Source organism: Cellulomonas sp. ACRRI (genome assembly GCF_022346185.1).
Lineage (GTDB): Bacteria > Actinomycetota > Actinomycetes > Actinomycetales > Cellulomonadaceae > Cellulomonas.
In genome coordinates this window covers 24935-45490 of record NZ_JAKRMS010000003.1, presented here as the reverse complement: position 1 = coordinate 45490, position 20556 = coordinate 24935, and the positions used below count along the sequence as shown (strand labels likewise).

The 20556-nt window shown below is 72.7% G+C and carries 21 protein-coding genes; 14 read left to right on the top strand and 7 right to left on the bottom strand.

Annotated elements, in window-relative coordinates:
• The first annotated feature begins 13 nt into the window (after nt 1-13).
• The 3 genes from MHY85_RS21215 to MHY85_RS01580 all read left to right on the top strand — a co-directional run bounded on the left by MHY85_RS21215 (nt 14) and on the right by MHY85_RS01580 (nt 2197).
• Nucleotides 14-145 carry a hypothetical protein gene (locus tag MHY85_RS21215; protein WP_255589584.1) on the top strand — a complete coding sequence of 44 codons (132 nt, stop codon included), beginning with the start codon at nt 14-16 and terminating at the stop codon, nt 143-145.
• Complete coding sequence (locus MHY85_RS01585; RefSeq protein WP_218706737.1) at nt 142-957, top strand: cytochrome c biogenesis CcdA family protein; 816 nt, start codon at nt 142-144, stop codon at nt 955-957. The genes MHY85_RS21215 and MHY85_RS01585 overlap by 4 nt, the downstream gene beginning before the upstream one ends.
• 382 nt (nt 958-1339) lie before the next feature.
• Nucleotides 1340-2197 (top strand): class I SAM-dependent methyltransferase, encoded by an 858-nt coding sequence (locus MHY85_RS01580; protein WP_218706736.1) that lies wholly within the window; start codon nt 1340-1342, stop codon nt 2195-2197.
• 148 nt (nt 2198-2345) lie between these two features.
• On the opposite strand, the gene MHY85_RS01575 is transcribed toward MHY85_RS01580, so the two are convergent.
• The 3 genes from MHY85_RS01575 to MHY85_RS01565 are packed head-to-tail and all read right to left on the bottom strand — an operon-like array spanning nt 2346 to nt 4362.
• The gene (locus tag MHY85_RS01575) at nt 2346-2540 is read right to left on the bottom strand and encodes a hypothetical protein (protein ID WP_218706735.1); all 195 of its coding nucleotides are present in this window, start codon (nt 2538-2540) and stop codon (nt 2346-2348) included.
• A gap of 29 nt (nt 2541-2569) precedes the next feature.
• Nucleotides 2570-3571, bottom strand: coding sequence for a c-type cytochrome biogenesis protein CcsB (gene ccsB / locus MHY85_RS01570; protein ID WP_218706734.1), 1002 nt, complete (start codon nt 3569-3571; stop codon nt 2570-2572).
• A 5-nt stretch (nt 3572-3576) separates the two neighbouring features.
• Complete coding sequence (locus MHY85_RS01565) at nt 3577-4362, bottom strand: C40 family peptidase (RefSeq protein ID WP_239192347.1); 786 nt, start codon at nt 4360-4362, stop codon at nt 3577-3579.
• 702 nt (nt 4363-5064) lie between these two features.
• Here MHY85_RS01565 and MHY85_RS01560 point away from each other — a divergent pair.
• A complete protein-coding gene (locus tag MHY85_RS01560; protein WP_218706732.1) occupies nt 5065-5607 on the top strand; it encodes a hypothetical protein in 543 nt (180 codons plus the stop codon).
• 110 nt (nt 5608-5717) lie between these two features.
• Here MHY85_RS01560 and MHY85_RS01555 read toward each other — a convergent pair whose 3' ends face one another.
• Nucleotides 5718-5942 (bottom strand): DUF2188 domain-containing protein, encoded by a 225-nt coding sequence (locus MHY85_RS01555; RefSeq protein WP_218706731.1) that lies wholly within the window; start codon nt 5940-5942, stop codon nt 5718-5720.
• 1148 nt (nt 5943-7090) lie between these two features.
• Between MHY85_RS01555 and MHY85_RS01550 the strand changes: the two genes are divergently transcribed.
• Together MHY85_RS01550 and MHY85_RS01545 are read left to right on the top strand one after the other, a co-directional pair.
• Nucleotides 7091-8527, top strand: coding sequence for a ParB N-terminal domain-containing protein (locus MHY85_RS01550; RefSeq protein ID WP_218706730.1), 1437 nt, complete (start codon nt 7091-7093; stop codon nt 8525-8527).
• Between the two features lie 469 nt (nt 8528-8996).
• Entirely contained in the window at nt 8997-9500 is a 504-nt protein-coding gene (locus tag MHY85_RS01545) for a hypothetical protein (protein ID WP_239192345.1), read from the top strand.
• 178 nt (nt 9501-9678) lie between these two features.
• On the opposite strand, the gene MHY85_RS01540 is transcribed toward MHY85_RS01545, so the two are convergent.
• Nucleotides 9679-10077 carry a hypothetical protein gene (locus tag MHY85_RS01540; RefSeq protein ID WP_218706728.1) on the bottom strand — a complete coding sequence of 133 codons (399 nt, stop codon included), beginning with the start codon at nt 10075-10077 and terminating at the stop codon, nt 9679-9681.
• Between the two features lie 550 nt (nt 10078-10627).
• Between MHY85_RS01540 and MHY85_RS01535 the strand changes: the two genes are divergently transcribed.
• The 7 genes from MHY85_RS01535 (at nt 10628) to MHY85_RS01505 (ending at nt 14887) form a co-directional block, all read left to right on the top strand.
• Entirely contained in the window at nt 10628-11533 is a 906-nt protein-coding gene (locus MHY85_RS01535; RefSeq protein ID WP_218706727.1) for an ArdC family protein, read from the top strand.
• Between the two features lie 650 nt (nt 11534-12183).
• A complete protein-coding gene (locus tag MHY85_RS01530; RefSeq protein WP_218706726.1) occupies nt 12184-12765 on the top strand; it encodes a hypothetical protein in 582 nt (193 codons plus the stop codon).
• A 47-nt stretch (nt 12766-12812) separates the two neighbouring features.
• Nucleotides 12813-13061: a glutaredoxin-like protein NrdH gene (gene nrdH / locus MHY85_RS01525; RefSeq protein WP_218706725.1), complete on the top strand. Its 249-nt coding sequence runs from the start codon at nt 12813-12815 to the stop codon at nt 13059-13061.
• Nucleotides 13058-13582, top strand: coding sequence for a hypothetical protein (locus MHY85_RS01520; protein ID WP_218706724.1), 525 nt, complete (start codon nt 13058-13060; stop codon nt 13580-13582). The genes nrdH and MHY85_RS01520 overlap by 4 nt, the downstream gene beginning before the upstream one ends.
• Nucleotides 13579-14292, top strand: coding sequence for a ParB/RepB/Spo0J family partition protein (locus tag MHY85_RS01515; protein ID WP_218706723.1), 714 nt, complete (start codon nt 13579-13581; stop codon nt 14290-14292). The genes MHY85_RS01520 and MHY85_RS01515 overlap by 4 nt, the downstream gene beginning before the upstream one ends.
• A 2-nt stretch (nt 14293-14294) precedes the next feature.
• The gene (locus MHY85_RS01510; RefSeq protein WP_218706722.1) at nt 14295-14558 is read left to right on the top strand and encodes a hypothetical protein; all 264 of its coding nucleotides are present in this window, start codon (nt 14295-14297) and stop codon (nt 14556-14558) included.
• 5 nt (nt 14559-14563) lie between these two features.
• Complete coding sequence (locus MHY85_RS01505) at nt 14564-14887, top strand: ribbon-helix-helix protein, CopG family (protein WP_218706721.1); 324 nt, start codon at nt 14564-14566, stop codon at nt 14885-14887.
• 222 nt (nt 14888-15109) lie between these two features.
• Here the strand turns inward: MHY85_RS01505 and MHY85_RS01500 are convergent, their stop codons facing one another.
• Nucleotides 15110-15688, bottom strand: a complete 579-nt coding sequence (locus MHY85_RS01500) for a hypothetical protein (RefSeq protein WP_218708667.1) — start codon at nt 15686-15688, stop codon at nt 15110-15112.
• A complete protein-coding gene (locus tag MHY85_RS01495; RefSeq protein WP_218708665.1) occupies nt 15685-16095 on the bottom strand; it encodes a hypothetical protein in 411 nt (136 codons plus the stop codon). Before MHY85_RS01495 ends, MHY85_RS01500 begins: the two co-directional genes overlap by 4 nt.
• A 238-nt stretch (nt 16096-16333) precedes the next feature.
• Between MHY85_RS01495 and mobF the strand changes: the two genes are divergently transcribed.
• Entirely contained in the window at nt 16334-20398 is a 4065-nt protein-coding gene (mobF, locus tag MHY85_RS01490; RefSeq protein WP_218708664.1) for a MobF family relaxase, read from the top strand.
• Nucleotides 20399-20556 lie beyond the last annotated feature (158 nt).

Genomic DNA, 20556 nt, shown 5'->3' with positions numbered 1-20556 from the left:
GCCCTCGGGCGTCGTGCTCGTCCACGAGGTCGCCGAGGTGGTCGTGATCCACAACGGCGTCCGCGCCGCCCGCGCGCCGCGAGGCCCCGCGACCGGGGACGCGCAGCTGGGCCGCGCCGGGGTGGCGCGGGTCGCCGCCGCATGAGACCCACCGAAGCGGTGCTCCTGGCCGCCGACGTCGGATCGACGTTCGCCACCGCCGCCTTCTCCGGCCCCCTGCTCCTCGCGGTGCTCGTGTCACTCGTCGCGGGTGCGGTGTCCTTCGCCTCACCGTGCGTCCTGCCTCTGGTTCCCGGCTACCTGGGGTACCTCAGCGGGCTCACCGCGCAGACCATGCAACCAGTCGGCACCCCGCTCTCGGGCTCCGCACCGGCGCCGCGCCGGGGACGTCTCGCGCTCGGGGTGACGCTTTTCGTCCTCGGGTTCGCGCTCGTGTTCGTCACTCTCGGCACGCTGGCCGGATCCCTGGGCGGGACGCTGCTTCGCTGGCAGGACCCCATCACGCGCGCGCTCGGCGTCGTGGTGATCGTGATGGGCATCGCGTTCCTCGGCGGGGTGCCGTTCCTCCAGCGCGAGGCGCGGGTCCACCGCCGCCCGCCCGCGACCCTGTGGGGCGCGCCGCTGCTCGGGGTCACGTTCGGGCTCGGTTGGACGCCGTGCATCGGCCCCACGCTTGCCGCAGTGATGGCCCTCTCCCTGGAGGGTGGCTCCCCGGCCCGCGGCGCCTTGCTGTCGTCTGCATACGCCTTGGGTCTCGGGTTGCCGTTCGTGCTGCTCGCGCTCGGGCTGCAGCGCAGCTCGCGGCTGCTCGAGGTCGTCCGCCGGCGCCGGCGGATGATCTCCGTGGTCGGCGGCGGCATGCTCGTGCTTATCGGGCTCGCCCTGGTCACCGGCCTGTGGGGCAGGTGGGCGCAGAGCCTGCAGGGGCTGATCGCGATCTTCCAGCCCGTGGTGTGACAGCCACCGCCCGGCCGCGCGGAGGCATGAACCACGCCCGCCTCACCGGACGCGCGATCGATTCCCTGTCGGGGGCGGGGTGGTACCGGCCCTGGTGAGCCGCGAGGCCCGCGAGGCCCCCTCCGGGCTGGGGATGGACCGCAGAACGGTGATCGTCTCGGTGTTCCTGAGGTGAACCTTCAGCGGACCTTCATCGACGACGGAGCTGTTCTCGCCCTGTTGCCGCGAGAGCAGCGGCGATGCTGTCGGAGACCCCCGACGATCCCGGCATGGAGGCCTCATGAGTAGAGACGGCGACCGCCGGTCTGACGTCGTTGGGTGGCTTGCTACCGAGCCCACTTTGGAGGAACTGCGGCGGACCTTCCCGCACGAGTGGGAGCAGGTGCAGATCCGCCTGGTTCGTGCAGCGGATGCTGGCGAGGACGCGCTTCGCGCTCTGGTTGTCGAAGTCAGTGCTCCGCGAGCCGGATCGCCGGACCGGCAGCCGCGGGCGAAGGACCTGGTCGCCCACGAGGTGCGCCGTCAGATGCTCGCGCACGCGATCCAGCGGGCCGCGTTCGAGGCTGAAGCCGGGGCCGACAAGTCCCAGATCGCGTTCGACGCGTTCAGCGGCCGGGTACTGCAGCGGCTGTTCTTCCGGCGCGGCCTGGAGCGCAGACCTGTCTCGATGCTCGCGTACGCGGTGCTGTGGCCGCTCGCGCGCCAGCGCCGCTACGTCATGCCCCTGGTCCGCCCGCGGGGAATCTACTGCTTCTACTCCGCGGCGCTCGTGCGTCAGCTCGCAAAGCTGATCGGGCCGCGCGAGACCCTGGAGATCGCCGCCGGCGACGGCACGCTCACGCGGTTGCTGAAGGAGCGGGGCGTCGACGTCGTCGCCACGGACAACCAGAGCTGGTCGCGGTCGATTGACTACCCCGACCACGTCGCACGCCAGGATGCCGTCTCAGCCCTACGTGCCCGCAAACCCCAGGTCGTGGTGTGCTCGTGGCCCCCGGTCGGCAACGTGTTCGAGCGTGAAGTGTTCCGCACGCCAAGCGTCGAGACCTACATCGTCGTCGGCAGCTCTCGCGAGACCGGCAGCGGGAACTGGTTCGACTACCGGCGACAGACCGGGTTCCAGTTCGTCCACGACTACTCGTTGAGCCGGCTCGTTCTTCCCCGGTACCAGGGGAACGCGGTCCTCGTCTTCCAGCGACGGAAACTCGATGAAGGTGTCCTTGGGATCGACTCGATTCGCTGAGCCCCAGGCCCCCACGCCTCGCCTCGATCGACGTCAGACGACCTCACCCGACCAGCCGGGCTGAGACCAGGACACCGATGCGGCGCCGGATCGTGCGCCACACCCGTGGGAGGTAGCGCGGCCGTCGCCGCACTGTCTGCAGGTCGGCTCATCCGCGGCGGCGGAAGTACCAGAACCGAGTTGCCGTCGAGCAGATGAAGAGCAGCGCGACCCCCGCGATCATCGGGGCGGCGCTCCTCGCCACGACACCGGCGACCGTCAGGCTGCCGCCGACGACCAGAGCCGCGACGATCCAGATGATCGCGACCCGGTCGCCACCCGGCTGGCCGGCCTCGTTACGCACCTTGTGGTCCTCACGGTCCGGGGCGGTCGTCAGATGCCCGAGTACGAGTGCTTGCCGTTGACGAACAGGTTCACGACGGTGAAGTTCGCGATCACGACGGCGTACCCCACGTAGACCAGGTACGCGGCACGCCGGCCCTGCCAGCCACGAGTGGTGCGCGCGTGCAGGTACGCCGCGTACACCACCCACGCGACGAACGTGGCGACCTCCTTGGGATCCCAGCCCCAGTACCGGCCCCACGCCTGCTCAGCCCAGATCGCCCCACCGATCAGCGTCAGCGTCCACAGCACGAACGCGATCGCATTCAACCGGAACGACAGCGCCTCGAGGCGCACCGCGCTGGGGACCGTCCGCAGCCACAACCATGACGGACCGGTGATCCGCCACCGACGCAGCGAACGGCGCAGCTCGTCGCCCACGCGCCACGGGCGATCCAGCCGGGACCGCCCGGACTCGCGGGAATCCTGCAGGACCTGCAGCACCGAGGTCGCGAAAGCGACGGTGAAGATCCCCGTTGCTGCGATGGCGATGCTGACGTGGATGACCAGCCAGTAGCTCTGCAGCGCCGGCTGCACCGCGTCCGCCCGCAGGTAGAACGAGTTCAGCGCGACCACGAGGGACAGCACGGCGATCCCGGTCACAAGCACCCCGACGAACGGCAACATGCGGGTGCGCCGTACGGCAAGAAAGACCACCGCCGCGACCAAGATCCCGACGATCGTGAACTCGTACATGTTGGCGGTCGGCCACCGCCCGGCCGCCACTCCACGCAGGACCACACCGCACAGCAGCAGCGCCGTCGCCAGCGTGGCGGTCGATCGCGCGATCCCCGCCGCGCGGCCGGGCGCGGCGATGGTCGATTCTGCGGTCGTGATTTCGGCCGCGCCGGCACCGACGGCGACCGGGCGGCGCTGCGTTCGGGCCGAGGCATCCGCGACGCGGGCCAGAGCGGTCGAGTACGCGACCAGCGCGATCGCGTACGCAGTCACCGCGCCCCACACGAGCAGGGTGCTGAGGTCTCCGATCGGCACGCCGATCAGCCGATCCGGATGAACAACGGGTCGGACTGCCAGATCTTCCGGATCTGGACCGTCTTGCCGGGTACGGGCGCGTCGACCTGCAGGTTGTCACCGGCGTAGATCGCGATGTGCCCGGGCGACCAGATCAGGTCGCCCGGCTGCGCCTGGTCGCGCGGGACGACCGTGCCTGCGTCTCGTTGGGCCGTCGACGTGCGCGGGATCTTGATGCCGACCTGCGCGTACACGTACGAGGTAAAGCCGGAGCAGTCGAACCCGCTCGGGGTCGTGCCGCCGTACACATAGGGCACACCGACCAGACCCGAGGCGACCGCGACGACGGCGCTGCCGTTCGCGGACTGGGGCACTGGTGCGCCGATCGCGGTCAGCTCCTGCGGTTCGGTGGGCTCGGTTCGTCGCGAGGAGCGGGCTGCCGCCTGATCGGGTCGAGCAGCCGCTTCCTCGACCACCGGCGGGGGAGGCGGTGGCAGCACCGCGGTCGCGCCAGGGACGTCGAACGACCAGGTCGCGGTGACGGGCGCGACTGCACTCGGGGCGGCGGAGGCCAACGCCCGGGCCCCGGCCAGGGCGTTGAGATCGAGAATGCCGGCGCTGCTCTCAGCCGGTTGTGCGGACGCCGGAACCGCTGTGAGCGAGACCGCTAGCCCCGAAGTTGCGACAAGCGTGCCGACCCGACGGCCGGCGAGCGCTCCGGTCGCCCGCGCATTCGCGCTGGCGTCGGTCAACGGCGTCCGGGCGGGGCCGGGAGTGCGATGGCGCGAGCTGACGCGCAGATGAGCAGGCATGTGGGCTCCAGTCGCCTGCGAGGTGCGTTGTCGGTTCGAACGAAGCTCTTCGACCGACCCGGGACTCGCTTTGCCGCCGAGGGCGGTTGAGTGCCCGTGGAGACTGGGTCCCCCCGCTCCTGCCGCGCAACATCGACAAGCCGGGCGGTGGCAGGACTCGGCGTCCGCGCGGCCCCGGACGGCGCCCGGTTCCGAGCGACGCTAGACGGAGCGTCTCAAGCGCTGGTGCTCGCCATCGCACTCTTCAGCGAACCTTCATCACCGCTCCCCAGCCGGGAAGGGCTGCGGGCCACCCGGACGCCCGCGCAGAACGCCCTAGCACACCTCGGGCCGTGGCTGGCAAGCGGGAGGCCGTCGGCCCTCCTCGGCGAGCGCCCGGGCGAGTTGCAGCCTGCCGGGACCGTCTGCTCCCCGGCTGCGACCAGCGGTCCGCAGCTGGTGCGTCAACGCCACCCCCGGGCCGGAGACGCCTGCTAGACATCTTGGCCGGTCCCGAAATCCGGTCGTTGCCGGGTGCCCGCCCGGACGTCCCCGTCGCGGAGGTGGAGCCTGCGACCGGAGCACGTGACCATCCAGCTTCGACCCCCCGGATAGGACGGCGTTCGCTGCTCTGGACACTCCTCTGCGAAAGCGCCCACATCGGCCTTCACCTGCGGCTACGTTGGCCGCAAGGGGCGAAAGTACAACGATGGGATCTAGCGCATGTTGAAGGAAGTCACCACGACGGCACTGGCGGTGGGCCTGGTCCTGCTCGGCACGGCCCCGGCGATCGCCGCCGGCGCGCCGTCGCCCGATGTGCCGCTGACGCAGGGCGAGCCCGGTGACGGTGTCGTCAACGACGACACCGCCCTGCGGGCCGAGCTCGACGCGCTCGCCGCGGTCCAGAGCGAGGACGAGGTCGACGCGATCCTGAACTCCGGGCAGCAGGTCCAGGCCCTGTACGACGTCGAGGCCGGCGAGTACGTCTCGGCGTTCGTCGAGGAGCCCACGATCGTCACGCGGGCGATCACTCAGCGCGGCCCCGGGTGCGCGAGCGGTGACGCGTGCATCGTCAACAAGACGATCGGGTTCTACGGGACCGGTCAGCTCACGTTCAAGTCCTCGATCTCCGGGGTCACCAAGGTCAGCGCCGGCAACAAGGTGACGACCTGGTGGCGCAGCGCCACGGTCGGCGTCTACCAGAACGTGAACGTGACGACCACGTTCACCAGCCCGATCACCCTGGTGTCCATCACCAGGAGCTGACGGCGCGCGCCGGCGGCGCGCACAGGAGCAGGGCAGGAGCCCCGGGGCGCCTCGGCGACCCGGGGCTCCTGCGCGTCCCGACCCGCGAGCAGGCCCGGTCGCGACCGCGGTCAGCCGGGGATGTTCCGGGGGTCGCGGCCGTAGGAGTTCTTCTCGTGCACCTGGCCATCCAGCCCGTGGATGTGGTGCTCGGCGCCGCGCGCGATCGCCTCCTCGCGGCCCGCCGCCACCGCGGCGTCCTTCGTGTCGTGCCGGTCGCCCACCTGGCGGCCGGCGACCTCGTTGATCCACGCACCGTCGCTGTGCACCGTGTGCACGCCGTTGCCCTGGCTCATTGGAGACCTCCTAGTTCGACGTCACGGCCAGTTTCACCGCGCCATCGATCGACGGCATCTGCAGCCGGGGCAGCACGAGGTGGGCAAGCGCGGAATCGTCAGGCATTCGCGTGGGAACCGGGGTCGGCGCGTTGAACGCGACCCGTCCCGGGGACCGAGCCGCGGGTGTGTCAACGCCACGCCCTACACTCGTGCCTGCCACCTCACATCACGTAGCTGACTGTTCCAGGACCCGGTGGGAGGGGTCGCCTCATGCCTCGCAGCTGCGGGGAGATGGGAGGTGGTGGCAGTGGCAGACGAACCGTGTCAGCACTGTCAGAGGACCGAAGCTTCTGAACAGCGAACGACCGGCCGAGCCGCGAAGGTTGCACCCTTCGTGAAGCAACTCATGCCGGTCGTCGTGGAAGTTATTCGCCTCATCCGTGAACTCGTAGCCTGAGTTCACAACACCGTGGTGACGTCCCGTCATGGACCTCGTCCGTGGCGGGGCGTCGCCACACTGCTATCAGGATGTTAACACCGTGGTGGCTAACGGGCACAGAGCCCGTGAGCCACAGCGGGACTCGCTGACATGACGAGTGCGGGAAGTTCCGTCGTCACCACGAGCGCAAGATCTTCCGGACGCGCTGCGAGAACTTCTCGCGGACAAGATGGCGGACAAGATCCCGGAGCGCCCGGCTCCCCGACGCCGTGACCTGCGAGAACATCGACGCGACGTCGCGCCTGCCGCCTGCCGTATCCCTCGCAGCGACTCGCGCTCCGCGCTCCTAGCTGCTCGCCCCACCCCGGGTCCGGGGCGCTCGAGGTGCACCACCGCCAGCCGGCGCCCCAGGGGCACCAGCTGGTACCGGTCGCGCCTACGGCGCGCTGCACCCCATCGGCGCCCGAGCCGGCCTCCCACCACCAGGCCATCGCGGCCCACCTCGGCCGGTATCAGGCCGTCGCTCCCCACCCGATGCCTGCGCGCCATGACGTAGCCCACCCCGTCGCTGCGCGCCGGCATGCGCGACGTCACAGCGCTCCGGCCTCGCGCGGGGCCCCTCCCGCTCCTCGGCCTGATACCTCGCGCCTGCCGGTGAGGCCCGAAAGACACGGGCACTCACCGGCCGGACCAACCGGTACCGGATCACACCGAGGAGAGGGTCACCATGACCACCACCAGCACCACCCAGCCCGCACCCGCCGCACTGCCTGACGGCGTCGAGTTCCTGTACATGAACCCGGCCGACCTCATCGTGGACGCCAACATCCGCACCGACGCGGCCATCACCCCCGAGTTCCGCCAGTCGATCCGCGACCTCGGCGTCCGCGTCCCCGTCACCGCGGTCCGCGCTCCCGAGGGCATCAAGGTCCGCGAGGGCCAGCGCCGCACCATCACCGCCACCCAGGAGCAGGTCCCGGCCATCCCCGTCTACGTCGTGCCCGACGGCGGCGACGTCGAGCGGATCATCGGCCAGTTGGCCGAGAACCACGACCGCGCCGCGATGACCCAGCCCGACACCGCCGCCGCCTACGAGCAGTTGGCCCTGCTCGGGCTGTCCGCCTCCCAGATCGCCAAGCGCACCCGCCGCACCAAGGCCGAGGTCACCGCCGGGCTCACCGTCGCCAAGTCCACCACCGCCGCCGAGGCCGCCGAGGGGTACGCGCTCGACCTGGTGTCCGCCGCGCTGTTCGCGGAGTTCGACGGCGACGAGGACGCCACCCGGACCCTGCGGTGGGCCGCCGAGCGCGGCGGCTCCCTCGCCCACGCCGCCCAGCGCATCCGCGACGAGCGCGCCCGCACCCAGGCGCTCGACACCGAGCGCGCCCGCCTCACCGCCGACGGCGTCACCATCACCCCCAAGCCCGGGTACTACGAGGTCACCCCCCGCCGCGAGGTCACCGCCCTGCGCGCCAAGGGCCACACCGAGCCCCTGACCCCCGAGCAGCACGCCACCTGCCCCCACCACGCCGCCTACGTCCACTACGACGACGCCACCGCCACCGCCGAGGCCGTCTACATCTGCACCGACTACAAGGCCGCCGGGCACCTGCGGTGGACCGACCCCGCCGCCAAGGCCGAGCGGACCCCCGTGTCCGAGGCCGAGCGGGCCGAGCGCCGCCAGGTCCGCGAGAACAACGCGGCCTGGCGCTCGGCCGAGAAGGTGCGGCGCGACTGGCTGGCGGCCACCATCGCCCGCCGCAAGACCCCGCCGAAGGGCGCCGCCGAGTTGGTCGCCGACGCCATCGTGAACCAGGCCTCCCGGCTCTCCTACGCCGCCGACCGGGGCTTCCAGGTCGCCGCCAGCCTGCTCGGGCACACCGGCGAGTACGGCGGCCGCCAGTACATCGCCAACCTGCTGAGCAAGGCCAACACCCCCCGCTCGCACGTCATCACCCTCGTGGTCGTCCTGGCCGCCATCGAGGAGTGCACCGGCGTGCACTCCTGGCGCAACGCCTCCGGCGACAGCGGCGCCGCCGACTACCTGACCACGCTGGAGACCTGGGGATACCAGTTGTCCGACATCGAGCAGGTCGCGTGCGGCCGCACCCCCGCCACCGACCCCGACCCCGAGCCCGCCGAGGCGGCCGCACCGGCAGCCTGACCCCCAGCCGCAGGACGCCCGGCCGGAACCAGTCCGAATGGCTCCGGCCGGGCGCGGGCGGCGGATCGCAGGGGCAGGACCACCGCCCGCCACACCGTAGCGAGGAGAGGACCACTCACCACCCCATCCTGGTGAGCCCCCGCGCGCCCACAGCCATCGGGCGGGTGTGGCCGGCGCCGGGCGCATCGAGCGCCGGCACCGACCGCCAGGGCCTCCGGCCCCGGACCCCGGCGACGATCAGCCCGCAGCCGGTCACCGCACGCTGTTCACCGCGGCCGCGGACCTGGGGGCCGCTTCAGCAGGAACGCGCTCGAGCCCGATCCGGCACCTCGCATTTGGGCGCCAGCAACTCTACTCGCGGTTCGAGATCCACTGATCGAAAGTCCCCCGACGCAGCGCTCTGACCTGCTAGGTTCCGTCTGGGCGCCGATTGGCGCCCAGAATGCAATTTTCCAGGGGGCTTTTCCGCATGCGCTCTTTCCGTTCCCTCATCGCCGTGGCCACGTGCGCAGGAGTCCTGGCCATCTCCGGCCAGGCCGCGATCGCCGACGACGACACCGACGCGACCGTCATCGACGGCATCGAGGTGAGCGTCCCGGGTGTCGAGACGTCCGCTGACCTCGAGGCGTTCATCCTGTCCGACGAGTCGAAGACCGTCACGAGCAACCCTTCGAACGGCGAGATCATCTCGGTCGAGACCGGTCAGTCCCTGGTGTCGCCGCTGACGACCTCCTCGAACGTGTGCAAGACCGGCAACATGTGCCTGTTCGGCACCGGGGTGCCCAACGCCAACTACGGCTTCACCGGCGCCGGAACGATGCGGGGCAACTGGCCGGCTCGCACCAAGTACACGTCCGGCAGCTGGACCGCCAAGGTCAGGTTCGCCAACGGGATCGTGAGCCCCGAGGTCGGCCCGAACAGCACCAACCTCTTCGACAGGGTCACCGACGTCATCGCCGTCAGCCTGCGATGACGCACCGCGCCTTCTGAGACCAGAGTCTCCTCGGCGCCCACGCGAGTACGACGAAGGCTCGTTCACCGGCTCGGTGAACGAGCCTTCGTCGTCACCGGACGGCCTGGCACACGAGCGACGCCCGCGTCCCTGGCCCACACGATCCGCTTGATGACCGCGGCCATTGCTGCGGGCGCGGTCACCGGCAGGCCCGGGCTTGCACCCACTGCTCCGGCAGGAACGTGCCTCGGCCCGGCACCAGCACCCCGTGCTCGGTCACCAGCAGCTCGTAGGCGCACAGCGCCTCGTCGACCGCCAGCGGCTGCCCGCACTGCAGCACCGGGTGCGACGTCAGGACGACCAGGGTCAGGGCCCGGGTGTCCTCCCCGCGGTCCCGATCGCGGATCCACGACCCGTCGACGGTCGCCGGCCCGCCGGCGCCCGGCGGGGCCGCGAGCACTCCCTCGGCATCGACCAGGAGCTCGTACACCCGGGCGGCGTCCTCCGGGTCGAGCGGCGTTCGTCCTCCGGGGCAGAACAGCACGCCGTTCGTCGTCAGGACCTCGATCGTCTGCGTCTTCGCGTCGTTGCGAGCCATGCCCGACGGTCCCGACAGGTCGTTGAGTGTGGCAAGGGCGAGAACCTCACACCCGGGTCCTGCTCGCTGGCCGGCGCCGACCCTCCACGGCTCCGACCAGCGAGGACGGCGCCCGCGATCGGGTCCGGGACGCCGCCGGACCGCACCGTAGCGACTCATCCGTCTGTTGCGTACACCCAGGTGACCACCTATCCGGCGTGCCGTAGGTGCCCGCGCGCCCAAGATACTCAGCCGGCGCCGGCAGACGGCACCAGCTGATGCCCGACGCGCCTACGGCGCGCAGCACCCCTCCGAGCGCGCCGGTCGGTCCCGTCGTGCCTGGCCATCGCGGCTCACCAGGGCCGGTACCACCCCGCCCGCACCCCACCCGATGCCGTGCGGGCCTGAGCGATCCCACACCGACGCTGCGCGCCGGCATGCGATCCCTCACCCCCACCCGTCCCCGCGCGGGGCCCCGACGCGGACGGCGCGGCACCTCGCGCACGCCGGTGAGGCCGGGCACGCCCAGCGCTCACCGGCCCACCAACCCCGACGCGAGGAGGAACCCGTCATGGCCCGCAAGATCACCACCCGCACCACCCCCGAGCAGCGCCGCGAGCAGGCCACCGCCCTGCACAACAGCATCGCCGAGCAGGTCGAGACCCTGCGCGGAACCGACCAGTGGCGCGCGTTCCTCGACCTGTCCCGCGGGTTCCACGCCTACTCACTGAACAACCTGCTGCTCATCTGGTCCCAGCGACCCGACGCGACCCGCGTCGCCGGGTTCCGCCAGTGGCAAGCCCGCGGCCGCCAGGTCCGTAAGGGCGAGAAGGCCATCCGCATCTTCGGATACGCCACCGCGAAGATCACCGACGGCACCGACGCCCCCGACGACGAGCGCACCGAGACCGACGAGAACGGCCAGCGCCGCCGCGTCTGGTACCCCGTGCTGTCCGTGTTCGACATCGCCCAGACCGACCCGACCGACCCCGACGCCGCCGACCCCGCCGACCTGACGAAAACCCTCACCGGCGCCGACCACCTCGGAGTCCTCACCGCCGTGAGCGACTACCTGACCGCCGGCGGCTGGCGCGTCGAGCGCGAGGCGCTGCCCCCGGGCCTGGGCGGGTTCACCGACTTCAAGACCCGGCGCGTGGTCATCGCCACCGACGTCGAGCCCGCACAGGCCGCCAAGACCGCGCTGCACGAGGCAGCCCACGCGTACCTGCACGGCGACCTGGAGCCCGGGGAGTACCAGCAGCACCGAGGCACCTACGAGACCGAGGCCGAGTCCGTCGCCTACGTCGTCGCCGGCCTGCTCGGCCTCGACACCAGCGCCTACACCATCGGGTACGTCGCCGGATGGTCAGACGCCGACACCGACCTCATCCGCTCGACCGCCGCCAACGTGCTGCGCGCCGCGCACGCCATCGCCGACGCCATTACCACCCCCGCCAACCTCGACGCCGCCGCCTGACCAACCACGGTGCCCGGCCGCACACCGCAGCCGGGCACCGCGGCCCCCACCCCCCGGGCGGTGCGCGGCCCTCGCCGGCATCGAGCCGGCGAGGACCGCCGGCCGGGCGCCGACGCGAGGACAGGTGGCCGTCGCTGCCGTCGCCCGGCCGTCGCGGACCCCGTGCGCCGCGGGCGCCGGCGCCCACGGCCAGGGCCTCCGGCCCCGGACCCCGGCGACGATCAGCCCGTAGCCAGCTGGCCCGGTGCACCCCTCGCCCACCCGGGCACGCCGCGAGCTCCATCGCTGCGCGGCTCGCGGCGCACACAGGTGGACGACGGGACCCAGCAGGCGCCCGCACACAGGCCGCGCCGTCACCCCGAGCAGTCGGCCGGCGGTTCGGATCGCGCGACCTGTGCACGGCCTCACCCCGGTGGCGCTCACCTCGAGCGCGTGGTGCACCGCGGCCGCCGCGGGCGGCGCGGCCCACCGCCAGGGCCTCCGGCCCCGGACCCCGGCGACGCGTCGCGAACCCGGTGCTGTGGTCCCGGGCGGGGTGCGGGTCACCTGCGGGCCCATCGATCCGAGCCGCTGATCGTTGTCGCGCCGCCGTGGGCGTCAAGGGCCGATCACCTCCCGTAGCCGGTCCCGGAAGGTGCTCCGCACCTGCGGTGGCTGCGTCGGTCGGTCTGGCCCTTGACCCCCACGGCTCTGCGACATGGGCCTCCGGCTATCGAAGCGATGGCCAGCCGCACCGAGGCCACCGGCGCCGGAACCAACCGGCTCTGACCAGGAGGAACACCCTGCGCACCACCCTGAACCTCACCGTCGAGATCGACACCGCCGCCTGGGCCGAGGCCTACGGCAGTGAGACGGCCGCCGACATCCGCGCCGACGTCCTCACCTACCTGCGCACCCACGTCAACGGCGCAGCCGGCCCCGTCAGCGTCATCGCCGCCAGCGTCGTCGCCGATCCCGAGCACGGCGACCAGCACCCCACCCCGGCAGTCCAGATCGGCCTCCACCGGGCCAGCGCGCTCGCCCAGGTCTGGCTCAGGAGCGTGGACCTCCCCGCGTACAACGCCTGGCAGCAGCGCTACATGGCCGCCGACACCGTCGAGGACGCACGCGCCGACAAGCACGAGCTCATCGCCCAGTGGTGCGACGCCGGCTGCCCGGCGCCCGCACCGGCCCCCAGCCCCGCGCCCCGCGGCGGGCTGGCCCGCATCGTGCGGCGCCTCACCCGTCGCTGACTCCACCCGCTCGCCCTGTCAGCCGCCCACCCGACAGGAGGACCACCGTGAACATCACCGTCTACAGCAAGCCCGACTGCGTGCAGTGCGACGCGACCTACCGCGCCCTGGACAAGGCCAGCCTGCAGTACGAGATCGTCGACATCACCACCGACGCCGACGCCCGCGACTACGTCATGGGCCTGGGGCACCTGCAGGCGCCCGTCGTCGTCGCCGACGGCCAGCACTGGTCCGGGTACCGCCCGGACCAGATCACCGCCCTCGCCGACCACTCGCACGTGAGCGTCGCGCCGTGAACCCCGCCGACCCGACCGAGGCCCAAGTCGTCGACGAGCTCGCCTACCGGGCGCTGTGGTCCCGCGCCGAGGCCGAGACCATCCGCGCCCGCGACCCGCGGTGGGCGCTCGGCGGCGCCGCGCTGCGGCCCGCGCTCGCCGCGCTGATCCACGACCACGACGCCCACCGCCCCGACGCCCCCGCCCGCGGGCCGGCCCGCGCAGCGAGCATCTGGGACTGGATCGAGACCCGAGCAGCCCAGGTCGACGCACGGCGCGCCGCTCGCCAGTCCTGGGCCCTGAACGGGCGGCGAGGACCGCAGCCGGCCGGCCCCGCACGCGAGGTGAGAGACGGCCTCTACGCCCGCGCCGAAGGGCGGCCCGACCCGGGCCTGCTCGCCCACGCGCCCGCCGTGCTCACCGCGCTGCCCGCCATCATCGCCCCCGACGCGCACCAGGAGGGCAGCACCGCGCGCCTGCTGCACACCCTCGGCCGGCTCCGCGACGCCGACCTCGCTGCCCAGCTGGAGGTGCTGGCATGACCACCACCCTGCCCATCGATCGGATCGTGCCGAACCCCGAGAACATCCGGAGCCAGCTGCGGGGCATGGACGAGTTGGTCGCGGCCGTGCGCGAGGTCGGGATCCTGCACCCGATCACCGTCACCCCGAGAGCCGACGGCCGGTTCCGCATCATCGACGGCCACCGCCGCTACGAGGCCGCCCGCCGCGTCGGGCTCCAGGTCATCCCCGTCATCGCCCGGCGCACCCGAACCGGGATCGACCACACCTTCCTCATGCTGATCGCCGCCCTGCACGACCCGCTCACCCCGCTCGAGGAAGCGGCCGCGTTCGCCAAGCTCCGCGACGCCGGCGTGCCGTTCGTCGACATCGCCCGCAAGAGCGGACGGTCCGCCGGCACCGTCCGCGACCGCCTGGCCCTGCTGCGCCTGCCCGAGGAGGCCCGGGCCATGCTCGATGACGGCCGCCTGCCGCTGTCCAGCGCCGTCGACCTGGCCCGCGGCGTCACCACCGGCACCCCACGCGCGGTCCCCGCCCGCACGGACGGCCGGCGCACCGGCTGGTTCACCAAGACCCACCGCCTCGCTGACGCCGTCCGCGCCGCCTGCACCCACCGCGGCACCCGCCAGATGGTCGGCGGCATCGGCTGCGGCCAGTGCTGGGAAGACGCCATCACCGAAGACGCCTCGCAACGGCCCGATTCTGTGGTCCCTTTTCGTGGTACTCTTTAGTCATGCCGGTGGAGTGGACGGACAGCGCAGCGCGACACGCGATCTCGCGTGAGGACGCCCTGTACGCAATCACCCACGCCGTCGGCAGCGAGGAGTTGGAAGGGCGACCTGGGGAGACGACGGTGGTGTACGTCGGCCGCCCGCACGCGCAGTCCGACCGCTACCTCGAGGTGATCGTCGCCCAGCGCCACCCGCGCACGATGGTCATCTTCCACGTGATGGAGCTGTCAGACCTGTACCGGCACCTGGTGAGCGAGGGAGAGTGAGCACGATGAGCGAGTACGACGAGCTGGCCGACCGCGCGCAGCGCGGCGAGATGACCAGCAAGCCGGGCACGGCGCGCCGAGGCCCGAGCGCCGCCGAGGCTGGCCGGCAGATGCTCATGCAGGCCACCGGGCAGAACGACCCGGACGAGGCCGTGCGGGTCGCCCTGGGTCGACCGCGCCTGGGTTCCGAGGGCCCGTCGCCGGTCTGGAAGGTGCGCGCCAGCGCCCAGCTCGACGCCCAGGTCCGCGCAGCGGCGGCCGCCAGGCACGTCCCGATGTCGCAGCTGGTCCGAGAGGCTGTCGCCGCGTACCTCGTCAAGGCCGGCTGAAGTCCTGACCCCCCGGGCGGCGGCCGACGACGGTCGGACCCCGACGGCCGGGCGTCGACGCGCGGACAGGTGGCCGTCGTTGCCGTCGCCCGGCCGTCGCGAACCCCGTGCGCCGCGGGCGCCGGCGCCGGCGCCCGCGGCCAGGGCCTCCGGCCCCGGACCCCGGCGACGCGCGCCCGCCCGGGCCGTGGTCCCGGGCGGGCGCGCGGGTCACCCGCGGGCCTACTGATCCGAGCCGCTGATCGTTGTCGCGCCCCCGTGGGCGTCCTCGGGTTCTGACCAGAGGACGCCTTGGCCGGCGTCGATTGGTCGAACGCCGGCCGCGATCGCGGCCGCAACGTTGTCTCCTGCGCGGACGGCGTCCCTGACCGCAACAGCCCGGCCGCGCGACCCGCGTACGTCACGCAGCGGGCTGCCGAGCTGGTGGCGCCGGGCGGCCCACTCGCGGCGGTTGCCCGTCTGGTCCGTCGCGTGCAGGTGCTCGGGGTTCTGGCAGAGCGAGTTGTCGCACTCGTGCGCGAGAAGCCGGGGCAGCACATCGCCCGGATGATCGAGCGCCCACGCGAAGCGGTGTGCGATCACGACCAGTCCGCTCCTGATCCAGAACCGGCCATGCCCGGCCGAGGCGACCGCGCCACACCACCACCAGCAGTCCGACGGCCCGCCTGATCGCACGTAGCGCTGGAACCGGTCGACCACCCGCGGGTCCTGAGCCGCGTCACGCACGTCGCGCGCGCGTTCACCGCCGCTGTTCCCGGCTCCGCGCGTACGCGGAGCCGGGAACAGCGCGTCCTCGCTCACGAAATCAGTGCGTCCGTCAGCTCGGGCGCGGCGCCCGTCGCCGACGCGCCCGGCGCCGGCACCGGCACGAGGGCCGGCGCCGGCGCCGGCACGTCGTCGGCAAGTGCTCGCAGCCGCTTGCGCTCGGGCTCGTCGAGCTCGAGCAGCGCCCGCTGCCACGCTGCCGGCTCGCCGGCTTCGGTCAGCCGCGCGACCTGCGCGCCCATGCGGCGCTCGACCGCACCGACTTCGTCCTGCAGTCCCGCGATGCGCTCGAGCAGCTTCGTTCGCTCGTCGCCCGCGGCGAAGAACGCGGCCGCCGCTTCCTCGACCGCGCGGTCGCGCTCGACGCGCGCGGCGTCGGCCCGCGCTCGTGCCGCACGCGCACGCTCACGAGCCGAGATCCTTGCTCTCGTACTTCCAGCCATCCCCAGGAACCTCCCTAGTCGACCCAGGTCGAAGCACGTAGCTCGACCCAGGCGCCGAAGTTCCCCTAGCCAGCACCAACCCTAACCCTCACTCCCTCGACCTCCGGCCCCTGCGACTCACGCGCAGCACCCCAGACTCAACACACCTCTTGCACTACAGTGAGTGGCCGCGAGGTTCAGCCGCCTCCGCTCGCTATCGAGAACGATTCTCGCTCGGGTGGAGGTGTGCGCCGCGGTGATGACCGTCCACGTGCTGCACGCCGGCGACGGGTACACCTACCTCACCCGGCAGGTCGCCACCGGCGACGTCCCCCGCCAGCGCGGGGAGGACCTGAGCGCCTACTACACCGCCTCGGGGAACCCGCCAGGCCGGTGGGTGGGGGAGGGCCTGGACTCGCTCGGGGTGTCCGGAAGGGTCACCGAGGCGCAGATGAAGGCGCTGTTCGGCGAGGGTCGGCACCCGGACGCCGATGCGATCGAGCGCGCGCTGGTCGCCGGCGGCGCGAGCGTCAAGGACGCGATGGCCGCGACCCGGCTCGGCCGGCGGTTCATGCTCGCCGACCGCAAGGACGACGACGGGTTCATCAAGGTCCTGCGCGACGAGCACGCCCAGTTCCGCGCCAGGCACGACCGTGACGCCGAGCCCGGCGCGGAGCGCGACGGCCTGCGCCGCTCCGCCGCGGCCCGGTTCCTCACGGCCAAGGGTGAGGCCGCGGGGCCGGCGGCGGTCGGGAAGTACCTGGCGGCGCGGGGGAGCGCGGAGCGCCAGCCGGTCGCCGGGTACGACCTGGTGTTCACCCCGGTCAAGAGCGTCTCGGTGCTGTGGGGGCTGGGAGATGAGCACGTGCGCGGGCAGGTGCTCGCCGCGCACGAGGACGCCTGGCGCGGCGCGCTGTCCTGGCTGGAGTCCCAGGCCGCGCTCACCCGGGTCGGGGCTGGGGGAGTGGCGCAGGTCGACACCCGCGGGTTCTCCGCCACCGCGTTCGACCACTTCGACTCCCGCAGCGGAGACCCGAACCTGCACACCCACGTCGCGGTGTCGAACAAGGTCCTCGGCCTGGACGGCAAGTGGCGATCGCTCGACGGCCGGGTCATCCACGCCCTCGGCGTCGCGGCCTCCGAGCGGTACAACACGCTCGTCGAGACCGGCCTGAGGTCGCGCCTCGGCGTGCGGTTCGTCGAACGCTCCACCGGGCGCGCAGGGCGCCGGCCGGTGCGCGAGCTCGACGGGATCCCCGTCGAGCTCAACACCGAGTTCTCCCGCCGGCGCGAGAGCATCGAGGCCACGTACAAGGACCTGGTCGCCGACTACCGCGCCCGCCACGGGCACGAACCACCCCGCCCGGTGCAGCACAAGCTGGCTCAGCAGGCGACCTTGACCACCCGCGCGGGCAAGGAGACCGGCGTCTCCCAGGAGACCCGACGCGCGCAGTGGATGCCCCGCGCGATCGCGGTCCTCGGGTCGCCCGAGGCCGTCGAACGCACCCTTGCAGCGACCCAGAACCGGCCAGCGCCACCCCTGGAGGCGATGCCCCCGCACGCCGTTCTGGCCGACCAGGTCCTCACCGAGCTGATGACGACCCGGGCGACCTGGAAGTACAACCACGTGCTCGCCGAGTCCCAGCGCGTCGCCCGGCAGTGGGTCGACCACGTCGGGCCCGAGTCCGTGCAGGCACTGGCCGAGGTCCTGACCGACCGCACCCTGGCCGCCTCGATCCGGCTCACCCCACCCGAACCGAACCCCGTACCCGCGGCGCTCCAGCGCGTCGACACCACGAGCGTCTACGTCCAGCACGCCGGCGCCAAGTACACCGCCAACCCGATCCTGGACGCCGAGGACCGGCTGCTCGCCGCAGCCCGCCGGCCCGGCGGACTCGTCATCGGCGAAGACGTCGTCGCCCGGCACCTGGCGGGCCCAGGGGCCTCGCCCGACCTCGGACGCGCGCCACTGGACCCCGGGCAGGCCGAGCTGGTGCGCCAGTTCGCGACCGGGGGGCGCCTGCTCCAGGTCGCGGTCGGACCCGCCGGCGCCGGCAAGACCACCGCCATGCGCGCCTTCACCCGCACGGTTCAAGACGCCGGCGGCACCGTGATCGCGCTCGCGCCGGCGGCCAACGCCGCCGCGCTGCTGGGCAAGGAGATCGGCGTCGAGGCCTACTCGATCCACGCCTTCCTCGCCCGTCAGGGCCTGGACCCCGACGACGCCAAGCTGCTGCGCGGACCCATCCCGGCCGACCTGCCCGCCGGCGAGCTCACGCCCTCGACCATCGTCCTGATCGACGAAGCCGGCATGGCCGCGACCCCGCACCTGGACGCCGTGGTGCGCCTCGCCGCGATGCACGGCGCGAGCGTGCGCGCCGTCGGCGACTGGGCACAGCTCCAGGCCGTCGGCGCCGGCGGCGCGCTGCGACTCATCGACGAGCAGGTCGGCGGCGCGCACCTCGTCGACGTCCACCGCTTCAAGACCACTGGCGAGGCACAGGCCACCCTCCGCCTGCGCAGCGGCGACCTGAGCGTCATCGACGACTTCTACGCACCACAGGACAGGCTGCGCGGCGGCAGCATCGAAGCGATGACCGAGGAGATGTACGCGCACTGGTGGGCCGACCACACCGCAGGTCGCGACGCCGTCATGATCGCCCAGGCCAACACCGACGTCGTCGCCCTGGCCGCCCGTGCCCGCAAGGACCTCGTCGACGCAGGCATGGTCACCCCCGAGGGCGTCCGCCTGCACGACGACAACACCGCCGGCGTCGGTGACCACATCGTCAGCCGCCTCAACGACACCGACCTCAAGATGCGCACCGGCACCGACTACGTACGCAACGGCGCCACCTGGACCGTCCTGGCGACCAACCCCGACGGGTCGCTCCGCGCGCGCTCGATCGCCCACGGCGCGCAGGTCGACCTCCCGGCGGCGTACGTCGCAGAGCACGTCGAGCTCGCCTACGCCTCGACCGTCAACCGCACCCAGGGCATGACCGTCACCGCCGGGTACGCCCTGGTCACCGAACGCATGGGCCGCGACGGCCTCTACCCGGCGATGACCCGCGGCACCCACACCAACATGGCCTTCGTCGTCGTCGACGACCTCCTCGACGTCGACCCGCACCCACCCGGGGCCCCGCCCCGCGCGGTGCGCGAGGCGATGGCATCGGCGATGGGCGCGACCGACGACACCCCCTCGGCCACCGCGACCACCGCAGCGGAGGCCGAGCGGGTCGTGTCGCTTGCCACCACGCACCCGGCCTACGAAGACGCCCTCGCCCGCGTGCTCGACCCCGGCCGCGACGACCGGATGGCCGACGTCGTCCGCACGGCGCTGCCCGACTACGCCGCCGAGCTCGTGCTCGAGGACAACGCCTGGCCCACGCTGCGCGACGTCCTCGCTGCTCACGAGCGAGCCGGGCAAGACCTCGAACACCTCCTCAGCTCCAGCTTCGCCGAGCGCGAGATCGACACCGCTCGGTCCGTCGCGCGCGTCATGTGGCACCGCGTCGGCGCCCCCGAACTCCCCGCCCCGAGCGACGCGCGGCTGCCTTCGTGGGTCAGCCCGGCACCTGACCCGGGCGGCCACGAGATCGCCGACGCTGAAGTCGCGCGATGGGCTGTACGACAGGTCGACGAGATGGCGAGCCGCGTCGACCAGCTGGTCGACCGGGTGGCCGAACACCCGCCGGCCTGGGCCGAGAACCTGCACCCGCGACCTGAGCACCCCGGGCCCGAGCGCACAGCCTGGGAGGCCGACATGCGCACCGTCGTCGCCTACCGCGACCGATGGGACATCCGCGACGACACCGAACCCGTACCCGCCGACAACGTCGCCGGCATCCAGAAGGCCGCCCGCGACGAGGCCGAGCGGGCAGCCAGCCGGCTTCAGACCGACACCCCGAACCCCGAGGCCGGCGTCGCCGCCGAACGCGCCGCGCTCGCCGAACGCAGCCAGGCCGCAGTCCAGGAAGCCCGCCGCGCCGCGCAGCAGGCATCCGAGGCCGCCGACACTCTCGCGCACCCCGGAACCACGCCGACAGACGAACGCCTCGACGCACTGCGCGCCGTGCGCGACCGAGCTTCGACCCCCGAGCTCGACGACCTGCGCGATCGTCTGCGCACGCTCGCACCAGACACTGCACCGGCGAGCGGCTACGAGGACATCCGCGCCCTGGCGGCCCGGGCGCAGGCAGCCCAGGCCGACCGGCAGGCTCACGAGCAGCAACAGGCTGCCGATCGGGCACGCCAGGCCCACGTCGACCGCTACGAACGACCCGTGCCACCGCCGGCACGTGGTCCTGTCCAGCGCTAAGCACCGACGGTCAGGCATCGACGAGATGACCCGCACGAGCGCGAGCGCGGCGCGGTGGCAGGTTGCGTCTGAGGGCGGGCGCCCGGCCGCTACGGAACGGTCGCGCGCCGGCTGCGAGAACGCTCTTGACCGGGCTTCTAGATGTACTGCCTTGAACG

What these genes read in the sequence shown, in the direction of transcription:
- MHY85_RS01585 (WP_218706737.1), top strand. Translation starts at nt 142, where the DNA reads ATGAGACCCACCGAAGCGGTGCTCCTGGCCGCCGACGTCGGATCGACG.
- MHY85_RS01565 (WP_239192347.1), bottom strand. Translation starts at nt 4,362, where the DNA reads ATGCCTGCTCATCTGCGCGTCAGCTCGCGCCATCGCACTCCCGGCCCC.
- MHY85_RS01560 (WP_218706732.1), top strand. Translation starts at nt 5,065, where the DNA reads ATGTTGAAGGAAGTCACCACGACGGCACTGGCGGTGGGCCTGGTCCTG.
- MHY85_RS01555 (WP_218706731.1), bottom strand. Translation starts at nt 5,942, where the DNA reads ATGAGCCAGGGCAACGGCGTGCACACGGTGCACAGCGACGGTGCGTGG.
- MHY85_RS01550 (WP_218706730.1), top strand. Translation starts at nt 7,091, where the DNA reads ATGACCACCACCAGCACCACCCAGCCCGCACCCGCCGCACTGCCTGAC.
- MHY85_RS01545 (WP_239192345.1), top strand. Translation starts at nt 8,997, where the DNA reads ATGCGCTCTTTCCGTTCCCTCATCGCCGTGGCCACGTGCGCAGGAGTC.
- MHY85_RS01540 (WP_218706728.1), bottom strand. Translation starts at nt 10,077, where the DNA reads ATGGCTCGCAACGACGCGAAGACGCAGACGATCGAGGTCCTGACGACG.
- MHY85_RS01535 (WP_218706727.1), top strand. Translation starts at nt 10,628, where the DNA reads ATGGCCCGCAAGATCACCACCCGCACCACCCCCGAGCAGCGCCGCGAG.
- MHY85_RS01515 (WP_218706723.1), top strand. Translation starts at nt 13,579, where the DNA reads ATGACCACCACCCTGCCCATCGATCGGATCGTGCCGAACCCCGAGAAC.
- MHY85_RS01510 (WP_218706722.1), top strand. Translation starts at nt 14,295, where the DNA reads ATGCCGGTGGAGTGGACGGACAGCGCAGCGCGACACGCGATCTCGCGT.
- MHY85_RS01505 (WP_218706721.1), top strand. Translation starts at nt 14,564, where the DNA reads ATGAGCGAGTACGACGAGCTGGCCGACCGCGCGCAGCGCGGCGAGATG.
- MHY85_RS01495 (WP_218708665.1), bottom strand. Translation starts at nt 16,095, where the DNA reads ATGGCTGGAAGTACGAGAGCAAGGATCTCGGCTCGTGAGCGTGCGCGT.
- mobF (WP_218708664.1), top strand. Translation starts at nt 16,334, where the DNA reads ATGACCGTCCACGTGCTGCACGCCGGCGACGGGTACACCTACCTCACC.